The sequence below is a fragment of the Pseudomonas sp. WT-JTC genome, from assembly GCF_056711565.1.
In genome coordinates this window covers 163312-175605 of record NZ_CM160042.1, presented here as the reverse complement: position 1 = coordinate 175605, position 12294 = coordinate 163312, and the positions used below count along the sequence as shown (strand labels likewise).

The 12294-nt window shown below is 62.6% G+C and carries 5 protein-coding genes; 2 read left to right on the top strand and 3 right to left on the bottom strand.

The features are described 5' to 3' along the window. The first annotated feature begins 80 nt into the window (after positions 1–80). Both AC06G5_RS00735 and AC06G5_RS00730 read left to right on the top strand, forming a co-directional pair. Positions 81–614, top strand: coding sequence for an NfeD family protein (locus tag AC06G5_RS00735; protein WP_413427158.1), 534 nt, complete (start codon positions 81–83; stop codon positions 612–614). Positions 615–616: 2 nt separating this feature from the next. Beyond that, positions 617–1375, top strand: coding sequence for a slipin family protein (locus AC06G5_RS00730; RefSeq protein ID WP_413427156.1), 759 nt, complete (start codon positions 617–619; stop codon positions 1373–1375). Positions 1376–1387: 12 nt separating this feature from the next. Here the strand turns inward: AC06G5_RS00730 and cysC are convergent, their stop codons facing one another. Genes cysC through AC06G5_RS00715 form a run of 3 tightly spaced genes read right to left on the bottom strand, consistent with a single transcriptional unit; the run spans position 1388 to position 12286 of the window. Then, the gene (gene cysC / locus AC06G5_RS00725) at positions 1388–1993 is read right to left on the bottom strand and encodes an adenylyl-sulfate kinase (protein WP_413427154.1); all 606 of its coding nucleotides are present in this window, start codon (positions 1991–1993) and stop codon (positions 1388–1390) included. Then, a complete protein-coding gene (locus AC06G5_RS00720; RefSeq protein ID WP_413427152.1) occupies positions 1977–3491 on the bottom strand; it encodes a TolC family protein in 1515 nt (504 codons plus the stop codon). Before AC06G5_RS00720 ends, cysC begins: the two co-directional genes overlap by 17 nt. Before the next feature lie 44 nt (positions 3492–3535). Next, complete coding sequence (locus AC06G5_RS00715) at positions 3536–12286, bottom strand: Ig-like domain-containing protein (RefSeq protein WP_480458826.1); 8751 nt, start codon at positions 12284–12286, stop codon at positions 3536–3538. Positions 12287–12294: the final 8 nt, after the last annotated feature.

The window sequence follows — 12294 nt, the reverse complement described above, 5'->3', positions numbered from 1 at the left end:
ACAGTTGAGCAAAATTCATACAACCGGCGGGTCAACTAAACTGTCTACAGAGCCACCCCAAGACTCTCCCGGAGGGTCACGTGAACACGCGTTGTTGTGCCGTTGCGTTGCTGTTGGCGTTGTGCGGATCAGCCTGCGCCGCCGACACGGTTGTGTTGCTGGTGCCCAACCCCATCGGGATCTGGCTGATCACCTTCGGCCTCGCGTTCCTGATCGCTGAGGCGGCCCTGCCCAATTACGGCGTGATCGGCCTGGGCGGCATCGTGATGTTCGTGATCGGCGCAGTGATCCTGACCAATACCGATGTGCCCGAGCCGCTGATGATCGGCCTGGGACTGGTCAGCGCGCTGTTGCTGGTCTACCTGGTGATTCACGCCCTGAAGACCCGACCACGGCACACCGTCAGCGGTGATGCCGGGCTGGTCGGTAGCGTGACCGCGGTGACATCCATACAGGCCGGCAATGCCTATGGCGGCTGGGTGCATCTGCAAGGAGAACGATGGCAAGTGCTTAGCGCGACGCCGCTGCAACCCGGGCAATGGGTGCGGGTAGTGGGGCGCAAGGGTTTGCTGCTGCAAGTGGCCGCGGCTGACGCGGCGCCGGGCGGAGAATAGTCATGGGTTTGCAATTGGGTCTTGTCGCGCTGCTATTGTTGATCATCGCACTGGCGGGGGGGACGTTCCGCATCCTGCGCGAATACGAGCGCGGCGTGGTGTTCCAGCTCGGGCGCTTCTGGCAGGTCAAGGGACCCGGCCTGATCCTGCTGATCCCGGTGGTCCAGCAAATGGTCAGGGTCGATTTGCGGACCGTGGTGCTGGACGTTCCGCCGCAAGACGTGATCACCCGCGACAACGTGTCGGTCAAGGTCAACGCGGTGCTGTATTTCCGTGTGCTCGATCCGCAGAAGGCAATCATCCAGGTCGAGGACTTCCTCGCCGCCACCAGCCAACTGGCGCAAACCACGCTGCGGGCGGTGCTGGGTAAACACGAACTGGACGAACTGTTGGCCGAACGCGAACGGTTGAACCTGGACATCCAGCAAGTGCTCGACGCCCAGACCGACGCCTGGGGCATCAAGGTCGCCAACGTCGAGATCAAACACGTGGACCTCAATGAATCGATGATCCGCGCCATCGCCAAGCAGGCCGAAGCCGAACGGGAACGGCGAGCCAAGGTGATCCACGCCGAAGGTGAATTGCAGGCCTCGGAAAAACTCATGCAGGCCGCCGAAATGCTTGGCCGCCAACCGGGGGCCATGCAGTTGCGCTACATGCAGACCCTGAGTTCGATTGCCGGCGACAAGAGCTCGACCATCGTCTTTCCGCTGCCGATCGAGTTGCTCAAGGGCATGGCGGACTTGTCGTCGAAACCCTGAACACTGGCCGGTTCAGGGCCTGGGCAGTACTGCGGATTCACCGAGCCAGGTCAACAGTCGATCAAGGCAGACCTCGACCGTTTGTGTCCCGGTATCGAGCACCAGCGCCGCGTCAACCGGGGCCTGATATGGCGCAGACACCCCGGTAAACCCGGCCAACTCACCGCGCCGGGCGCGGGCATAGTGACCTTTCGGATCACGTTGCTCGCACACTGCCAGGGTCGCGCTGCACCAGACCTCCCGGTAATCGTTACCGAGTCGCCGGGCGAACACATCGCGCAATTCCACCAGGGGCGCGATCATCGCCAGGATCACGATTTGTCCGTTTTCCACGAGCAACGACGCCAGTTCGCTGGCGCGGCGAATGTTTTCCTGACGATCGCTGTCGCTGAAGCCCAGGTCTCGATTGAGCCCCACCCGCAACCCGTCACCATCGAGCACCACGCTCTGCAGTCCGCGGGCAAACAACTCCGCGTGCAGCGCTTGCGCGAGGGTCGACTTGCCCGCCGCCGGCAGGCCGGTCAGCAGTATCGCCGCGCCGCGATGACCATTGCGCCGCTCGCGCTGGGCTCGGCTGATGCTGGCGCTCGGCGCCTTCACGTCAGCGCGCGGGGACATGCGTCACCGGAACCGTAATATCGCCTGCCGCCCAGGCCGCTTCGCGGTTCGCCAGGGCCGTGGCGATGGACTGTACTTGCGTCGATTGCACCTGATCCGGCAGCGGGTCGAGGCCGGCACTGGCGAAAATTTGCCCATAGGCGTTGCGCAGGTCGGCGTAGGACAGGTCTCGACGCAGATCGGCCTGCAAGGTGTTCAACTCACCCTGAATCAGATCCAGTTCGCCGATGCCCTCTGCCTGGTGACGGTTGCGCAACTGACCGACGATTTGCCCGTCGATGTCCGACAATTGCTGATTGGTCTTGAACTGGCGCAACGCCTCGCGGTAGTTGGCATTGGCCACATACAGCTGCGCCAGCACCGCAATCGACATCGCCTGACGGCGCGCGGTGGCGACTTCTTCACCGGCCTTGGCCACGTCGATCGCCGCAGGCGCCGAGATCACGTTGAACAGGTTCCAGGTGACTTTGACGCCGTAGTCGGCCCAGCCTTGTTCCACCAGGAACGAGTTGCTGTCGTAATGCCCGCCAGCGGAGAACTCCAGGCCCGGCAGCAGGCGCAACATGGCTTTGCGGGTCTCGGCGGCGCTGATGCGGCTCTGATAGTCCTGTTCACGCAGTTCCGGGCGACTGGTCAGGGCTTCCTGTTCGAGGCTGGCCAGATCGACCTTGAGCTCGGGAATTTCATAACCGTTATCGGTCGCCAGGGTCAGTTCCGTGCCCATTGGCAGGTTGATCAGGGTCGCCAGCTCGGTCTTCGCCAGCGACAACGCACGACGCTGCTCTTCCAGTTGGCGTGTCGCTTCGATCAGCGAGCGCTGATAACCGAGGGCCTGCACCGGATCGCCAATGCGTTGCTGGCTCATGCTCTGGCTGTTGTTGCGCGCGGTTTCGACCCGCGCCATGAGGCTGTCGATCTGCGTGAGCAGACGCTCGGCAGCCATCGCCCGCCAGTACGCCGAGCGCACGTCCTGGACGATGGTGTTGATCACCTTGCGCCGACGCTCCTGGACGATCAGGCGCTGGTCGCCTTGCTGCTTGGCGCTGATGTAACTGACACCGAAATCGAGCACGTTCCAGACCATGGTCAGGTCCGCCACGTCACGGTCGCGGTCCTGGGAGGTCGAAGGTTCCAGGGACTGCGTGCCGGTGCGCACACTCTGGCTGCTGGAGGCGTTGACGTTATTGCGGCCCACGTATCCGGCGTCCAGCGCCATGCGCGGCAGCATGTCGAAACTGGCGAGGTCGAGCTGACGCTTGGCCAGGGCCTCTTCCATGATTTTCAACCGGCCTTCGAGGTTGTACTTCACCGCACGGGCCATGGCCTGGTGCAGGGTCAACGGGCCGCCAAGAGGCTCCTGCCCCTTGTACATGCTTTGCAGGTCACTTTTGGCCCGCTGCTCACTGACACTGCGTTCGATCGGCTCACTGGTCACGGCGCATCCGCTGATCGCCAGTGCCAGCAGACTGGCTCCAAACAACTTATGACTTCTCTTCATCCTTGCATCGCCCCTGGGTGCCGCATCACAAGTGGAGGTTTTCATCAGGCCTGCATTTCGCTGATGCCGGCCAGTTTCAAAGCGGCGGCCAGGTTATCGACCTGCTGCTTCTCGTTGTCTTTGAGCTGTTGCAATTGCTGGCCCAGGGTCGGTGCGCCAAACACCCCGCGCAGGCCCTGGGAAACATCGCCGGACTTGATCGACTGGCTGCCAAAGGCATTCAACGAATCACGCTCGGCACCGCTGTCCTGATTGAACAGGCTCGACAGCGTGCTGGTGCTGAACACACCGCCGTCGCCGCCGCCGAAACCGAGGAAACCATGCCCCGAACCATCGCCACCGCCGTCATTGCCGCTGAAAACCTGTGCGATGAAACTCGGGGTCAATGCGCCGTGATTCATGAAAATATCGCCCAACGGCCGGATGCCATTGCCGATCACCCGCTGTTCGAACAACGGCTGGAAGGTCAACGGTGAACCGAGGTTGCCCGTCGGAGGCGTGAAAATGGCCGGTTGCAGCGGCACGTTGGGCACATCGGGCAGCGTCACCGGGGGGTTGCTGCGCAAATCCGGGTCTGCCGACACGAAAACCACCGAGGAAGTTGGCACCGTGTTGATGACAAAATTGTCGGATTGGCTCACACCGCTGCCGCTGTTGCCGGCCATGTCGCTGATACCGGCATAGTTGATGCTGATCACGTTGCTGGCGATATTGACGTTGGCGGCCGGTGTCAGGGTCGCCGTCCAGGTCTTGCCACCATCGCTGCTGCTCAGGTCGGACAAGGTGCCGTTGGCAATACTGATGTCGGACAAATCAAAACCGCTGACCGCTTCGTTGAACGTGATGGTCACCTGCGAAGTCTGGCCCACCCCCAGGTTCGGATTGGCGACCACGATGGTGGCGGTCGGAATTTGGGTGTCAATGTCGTAGGTATTGGAGTTGACCGTGCCGCTGCCCGCGTTGCCGGCCAGATCCTGCACACCTGCCGTGTTCAGCACGATGGTGCTGCTGGTGTCGGTGATGTCGAGCGTCGGGGTGAAGGTAGCGGTCCAGGTGATCCCGCCGTCGCTGGAACTGACATTGCTCAGGGTGCCGTTGGCGATGGTCAAGTCACTGTTGTCGAAACCGCTCACCGCTTCGCTGAAGGTAATGGTCACCAATGAGGTTTCGCCGGTACTCAGCGCTGTGTCAGCAACCTCGATGGTCGCGGTCGGCAGCGCGGTGTCGATGGCAAGATTACTCGAATCGGTGGTGCCAGACCCCGTGTTGCCCGACGCATTGGCCACGCCGCTATTGTCGAGGGTGATCAGGTTGTTGGTGTCGGTTACGTTCGAGGTTGGCGTAAAGGTCGCCGTCCACGTGATGCCACCATCACTGCTGCTGACGCTGCTCAGTGTACCGTTGGCGATGGTCAGGTCGGCATTGCTGAATCCGCTGACCGCCTCACTGAAGGTGATGGTCACCAGGGTCGTTTCACCAGCCTTGAGCGCCGTGTCGGCGATCACGATGCTGGCGGTCGGCACGCTGGTTTGCACCAGGTAATTCGCCGAGTTGGTCACCCTGCTCCCGGCGTTGCCTGCCGCGTCGGTGACACCGCTGTTGTCCAGGGTTATCAGGTTGCTGGTGTCGGTGATCGCGGCCGTCGGGGTAAAAGTCGTGGTCCAGGTAACACCACCGTCGCTGCTGCTCAACCCGCTCAACGTGCCGTTGGCAACACTCAGGTCAGAAATGTCCAGACCACTGACCGCTTCGCTGAAGGTGATGGTCACCAGAGTCGTTTCACCGGGATGCAGGTCGGTGTCGGCCATGACAACGATGGCGGTCGGGCGTTGGTTGTCGATCGCGTAATTGTTCGAATCGGTGGTGCCGCTACCGGTGTTGCCGGCCACATCGGTCACCCCGGTATTGTCCAGGGTAATCAGGTTGGTCGGATCGGCGATGCTGGCAGCCGGCGTCAGGATGGCCGTCCAGGTGATGCCGCCATCGCTGCTGCTCACCGCACTCAGGGTGGCGTTATCGATCAGCAGATCACTGTTGTCAAAACCGCTCACTGCTTCGCTGAAGGTGATGGTCACCAGCGAGGTTTCGCCGATGTTCAGGGCATTGTCGGCGACCACGATGGTGGCGGTCGGGCGCTGGGTGTCGATGGCGTAGTTGTTGGAATCGGTTGTGCCGCTGCCAGCGTTGCCCGAGGCGTTTTGCACACCGCTGTTATCCAGGGTGATGACGTTGCTGGTGTCGGTGATGGCGCTGGTCGGGGTGAGGGTCGCGGTCCAGGTGACACCGCCGTCGCTGCTGCTGACGGAGGTCAAGGTGCCGTTGGCAATGGTCAGGTCACTGTTATCAAAACCTGTTACCGCTTCACTGAAGGTAATGGTCACCAGCGACGTCTCACCGCTTTGCAACGCATTGTCGGCGATCACGATGGTCGCCGTCGGCAGCACCGTATCAATGGTGTAGTTGCCGGAGTTGGTGGTGCCGCTGCCGGTGTTGCCGGCCAAATCGGTCACACCGGTATTGTTCAGGGTGATGATGTTGCTCGTGTCATTCACGCCGGCGGTTGGGGTGAAGGTCGCAGTCCAGGTGATGCCGCTGTCGCTGCTGCTCACCGCAGTGAGCGTACCGTTGACGATGGTCAGGTCGGCGTTGGTGAAGCCGCTCACCGCTTCGCTGAAGGTAATGGTCACCAGCGACGTTTCGCCCGCACTCAAGGTGGCGTCTGCCAGGACAATGGTCGCGGTGGGTCGAAGCGTGTCGATGGCGTAGTTATTGGAATCGGTGGTGCCGCTACCGGTGTTGCCCGCCAGATCGCTGACCCCGGTGTTGTCCAGGGTGATCAGGTTGGTCGTGTCGTTGATGCTCGCCGAAGGTGTGAAGGTCGCCGTCCAGGTGATGCCGCCGTCACTGCTGCTCACAGCCGTGAGTGTACCGTTGGCGATGGTCAGGTCGGCGTTGGTGAAACCGCTCACCGCTTCACTAAAAGTGATCGTCACCAGCGAGGTTTCGCCAATGTTCAGCGCCGTGTCCGCGACCACGATGGTAGCGGTCGGGCGCACGGTGTCGATGGCATAGTTGTTGGAATCGGTGGTGCCGCTGCCGGCGTTGCCCGAGGCATTTTGCACACCGGTGTTGTCCAGGGTGATCAGGTTGGTCGTGTCGGTAATGCTGGCGGTCGGGATGAAGGTCGCGGTCCAGGTGATGCCGCCATCGCTGCTGCTGACGGAGGTCAAAGTGCCGTTGGCAATGGTCAGGTCAGCATTGGTGAAACCGCTCACCGCTTCACTGAAGGTAATGGTCACTAGCGACGTTTCACCGATTTTCAACGCATTGTCGGCTACTACGATGGTCGCCGTCGGCAGCACCGTATCGATGGTGTAGTTGGCGGAGTTGGTGGTGCCGCTGCCGGTGTTGCCCGCCACGTCGGTGATACCGGTATTGTTCAGGGTGATGATGTTGCTCGTATCCTTCACGCCGACGGTCGGGATGAAGGTTGCGGTCCAGGTAATCCCGCCGTCGCTGCTGCTGACTGCACTCAGCGTGCCGTTGGCGATGCTCAAGTCACTGTTGTCGAAACCGGTCACCGCCTCGGAGAAGGTGATCGTCACCAACGTTGTTTCTCCGGCACTCAGGGTAGCGTCCGCCAGGACGATGGTGGCCGTCGGGCGTTGGCTGTCGACGGCGTAGTTGTTGGAGTCGGTGGTGCCGCTGCCAGTATTGCCGGCCCCATCGGTCACCCCGGTGTTGTCCAGGGTAATCAGGTTGGTTGCATCGGTGATGCTCGCCGCCGGTGTCAGGGTCGCGGTCCAGGTGATGTTATCGCTGGTGCTCAGACTGCTCAGGGTACCGTTGCTCACGGTCAGGTCGGCAATGCTGAAGCCAGTCACCGCCTCGGAAAAGGTGATGGTCACCACCGATGTCTGCCCCACCGCCAGCGCCGAGTCCGCAACCACGACGGTGGCGGTCGGGCGCACGGTATCGATGGCGTAGTTGTTGGAGTCGGTGGTGCCGCTGCCGGCGTTGCCCGAGCCATTTTGCACACCACTGTTATCCAGGGTGATGACGTTGCTGGTGTCGGTGATGGCGCTGGTCGGGGTGAAGGTCGCAATCCAGGTGATGCCGCCGTCGCTGCTGCTCACCGCAGTGAGTGTACCGTTGGCGATGGTCAGGTCGGCGTTGGTGAAACCGCTCACCGCTTCGCTGAAGGTAATGGTCACCAGCGACGTTTCACCGATTTTCAATGCATTGTCGGCTACCACGATGGTTGCCGTCGGCAGCACCGTATCGATGGTGTAGTTGCCGGAGTTGGTGGTGCCGCTGCCGGTGTTGCCCGCCAAATCGCTGACCCCGGTGTTGTTCAGGGTGATCAGGTTGCTTGAGTCATTCACGCCGACGGTCGGGGTGAAGGTGGCGGTCCAGGTGATGCCGCCGTCACTGCTGCTCACTGCAGTGAGCGTACCGTTGGCGATGCTCAGGTCGGCGTTGGTGAAGCCGCTCACCGCTTCGCTGAAGGTGATGGTCACCAGCGAGGTTTCGCCTGCACTCAGGGTAGCGTCTGCCAGGACGATGGTCGCGGTGGGTCGAACCGTGTCGATGGCGAAGTTATTGGAATCGGTGGTGCCGTTACCGGCGTTGCCCGCCAGGTCGCTGATCCCTGTGTTGTCCAGGGTGATCAGGTTGGTCGTGTCGGAGATGCTCGCAGAAGGCGTGAAGGTCGCCGTCCAGGTGATGCCGCCGTCGCTGCTGCTCACCGCCGTGAGTGTACCGTTGGCGATGGTCAGGTCGGCGTTGGTGAAGCCGCTCACCGCCTCGCTGAAGGTGATCGTCACCAGCGAGGTTTCGCCGATTTTCAGCGCCGTGTCCGAGACCACGATGGTGGCCGTCGGGCGCACGGTGTCGATGGCATAGTTGTTGGAGTCGGTGGTGCCACTGCCCACGTTACCGCTGGCGACAGCCTGCACACCGGTGTTGTCCAGGGTGATCAGGTTGGTCGCGTCGGTGATGCTGGCAGTCGGGGTGAAGGTCGCCGTCCAGGTAATGCCGCCGTCACTGCTGCTCACCGCGGTGAGCGTACCGTTGGCGATCGTCAGGTCGGCGTTGGTGAAACCGGCTACGGCCTGATCGAAGGTGATGGTCACCAGTGACGTTTCGCCGATTTTCAGTGCGTTGTCGGCAACCACGATGGTCGCGGTTGGCGGGGCGGTGTCGATCACGTAGTTGTTCGAGTTGGTGGTGCCGCTCCCGGAGTTGCCCGCCAGATCGCTGACCCCGGTGTTGTTCAGGGTGATCAGGTTGGTCGGGTCATTGATGCTGGCGGTCGGAGTGAAGGTCGCGGTCCAGGTGATGCCGCCATCGCTGCTGCTCACCGCCGTGAGCGTACCGTTGGCAATCGTCAGGTCGGCGTTGGTGAAGCCGCTCACCGCCTCGCTGAAGGTAATGGTCACCAGCGAGGTTTCGCCCGCGGTCAGCGTCGTATCCGCGACCACGATGGTGGCCGTCGGGCGCACGGTGTCGATGGCGTAGTTGTTGGAGTCGGTGGTGCCGCTGCCGGCGTTACCCGACAGATCGCTGACCCCGGTGTTGTTCAGGGTGATCAGGTTGGTGGTGTCGTTGATGCTCGCCGAAGGCGTGAAAGTTGCGGTCCAGGTGATGCCGCCGTCACTGCTGCTCACCGCAGTGAGTGTGCCGTTGGCGATGTTCAGATCGGCGTTGGTGAAACCGCTCACCGCCTCGGAGAAGGTGATGGTCACCAGTGAGGTTTCGCCGATTCTCAGCGCCGTGTCCGCGACCACGATGGTGGCCGTCGGGCGCACGGTGTCGATCGCATAGTTGTTGGAATCGGTGGTGCCGCTGCCGGCGTTGCCCGCCAGGTCGCTGACCCCGGTGTTGTCCAGGGTGATCAGGTTGGTCATGTCGGTGATGCTGGCGCTCGGGGTGAAGGTCGCCGTCCAGGTGATGCCGCCGTCGCTGCTGCTTACCGCCGTGAGTGTACCGTTGGCAATGGTCAGGTCCGCATTGGTGAACCCGGTCACCGCCTCGCTGAAGGTGATCGTCACCAGCGAGGTTTCGCCGATTTTCAGCGCCGTGTCCGCCACAACGATGGTGGCGGTTGGACGGAGCGTATCAATCGCATAGTTGTTCGAATCGGTGATGCCGCTGCCGGCGTTGCCCGACAGGTCGCTGACCCCGGTATTGTTCAGGGTGATCAGGTTGGTCGTGTCATTGACACTGGCCGTCGGGGTGAAGGTCGCGGTCCAGGTGACGCCGCCATCGCTGCTGCTCACCGCTGTAAGCGTACCGTTGGCAATCGTCAGGTCGGCATTGGTGAACCCGCTGACCGCTTCGCTGAACGTGATGGTCACCAGCGAGGTTTCACCAATGCTCAAGCTGGTATCGGCCACCACAAGGGTCGCGGTCGGGCGCACGGTATCGATAGCGTAGTTGTTCGAATCGGTGGTGCCGCTCCCGGCATTGCCCGCCAGGTCGCTGACCCCGGTGTTGTCCAGGGTGATGAGATTGGTCGTATCGGTGATGCTGGCGGTCGGGGTGAAGGTCCCCGTCCAGGTGATGCCGCCATCACTGCTGCTCACCGCCGTGAGCGTACCGTTGGCAATCGTCAGGTCGGCGTTGGTGAGGCCGGTGACCGCTTCGTTGAAGGTGATGGTCACCAGCGAGGTTTCGCCGACTCTCAGCGCATTGTCCGCCACCACGATGGTCGCGGTGGGGCGTACGGTGTCGACCGTGTAATTATTGGAGTTGGTGGTGCCGACGCCGGCGGTGCCCAGACCGTTTATCACTCCGGTGTTGTCCAGGGTGATGACGTTGGTCGTATCGGAAATACTGGCGGACGGCGTGAAGGTTGCTGTCCAGGTGATGCCGCCGTCACTACTGCTCACTGCAGTGAGCGTACCGTTGGCGATGGTCAGGTCGGCGTTGGTGAAACCGGTCACGGCCTCGGAAAAGGTGATCGTCACCAAGGACGTTTCGCCGATGCTCAGTGTGGTGTCAGCAACCACGATGGTCGCGGTCGGCGGTGGTGCATACGCGGTGTTGAGTACACCACCGTCGTTGTAGATGGTCGCGAAAGAGGTCGGCGAGGTGCCGGTTGAACCTCCACCCTGCGCGGTACCGCCTGCACCACTGGCCGCGGCATTACCGGCCAGGGCGGCGAAGTTGGCGGCAGTCATCAGCAGCGTGCCTTTGTTCCAGATCGCACCGACGCCCCGGCCGCCAATGCCGCCATTACTGGCATTGCTGCCTTGGCCACCGCCACCGCCACCGCCGCCACCGGCGCCGATGTTGTTGCTGATGGTCGACGTGCCAATGACGGTGATGGTGCCGCTGCTGGCGTTGTAGATCCCGCCCGCCGCGTTGCCGCCGGCGCCACCTACCTTGTCCCAACCGGCCCCGCCGCCGCCACCGCCAATGGAAATCGTGCCATTGGTGGCCGTCGCACCGTTACCGCCGTTGCTGTAATAGGAAACGCCCACCCCGCCAGCACCGCCAGTGGTGGTACCGCCGCGACCGCCCATGTGGGTGGCGTCATAACCGCCGCCGTAACCACCGACACCGCCGCTGCCCGCCTGGCCGCCCAACGTGCCGGTACCCGGCCCGGCCGAACCGCCATGCCCGCCGCCCTGGCCGCCCAAGCCGCCGCCACCACCACCGCCACCGCCGTAAAAAGCGCCGGTGACACCGCCACCGCCACCGCCACCGGATGCGGCGTTGGAGGTCACGGTAACGTTTTTCAGGGTCAGAATCCCTGCGTTGAAAATCCCCCCGGCCATCGCGCCCGTGGCGCCGTAGCCACCGTTGCCGCCATTACCCGAGACCAGGCCACGGGTGATCACCAGGCCATCAAGCGTCACGGTGCTGCCAGGCGCCACTTCAATCACTCGGGTCTTGTACTGACCATCGAGAGTCACATCCGCCACACCGTCGTTGTTCAAGTCGCCATCAACGTAGACGTTCTTGTTGATCAGCAATTCGGAGGTCAACTGCACCGTCATGCCGGTGCTGAAAGTGACGATATCGCCGCTCTGCGCCGAGGCGAGGGCGGCACGCAACGAGCCGACGCCCGTGTTGGCGTTGTTGGTGGCGGTCCAGGTGGCCAGGCCCCACTGATAGTCGCTCATGGCCGTGGCCGAGAGGACGTTGGCGCTTTCAATGTTGCCGGTGACGATTTCCAGATCCCAGTCACCGCCCACGCCGGTACGGTTGCTCGAAGCCGCTACATCGCGGCCGGTCATTTGCGCCAGCGAGTCGACAAAGCTCAGGCCACGCTCGCCTTCGGCGGTGTAGCAGCCGTAGATCAGGATGTCGCCGCCAGCGTTCATGTCCTTGCCTATTTCCGCCAGCACCGCGCTGCGGGCGGCGACGTTGTCAGCCGACAGATAGCTGTCGCCCAGCCACAGGTCACCAGCGTTGCCGTGGGCGATGATCTGCACCGAGCTGACGCCCTGATGCTGATCGAGGTAGTCGGCTATCTGCTGCAGTCCATCCTTGCTCGCGTCCAGTTTCACGACCTGGGTCCCGGGCGCGACGCCTTTGAGCAGGCTGTCGGCATCTTTCACCCGGGAGTCGACGAACATCACGCTCTGCCCGGGCACCGCAACGGGGCTGGCCGCCGGTGTCGCATCGGCCTGGCCGTGGGTGTCCTTGCTGGCCGTCGGTTGATCGGCAGTCGGCGTCTTGGCGGCATCGGCTGTGGAATGGCTGTCGGCCTGGGCGGCGGTATCGGCGACCGTGGCGGCGACGGCGCCGTCGAACAGCATGCGCGGTTCAAGGGACATGATCATGGGTGCTG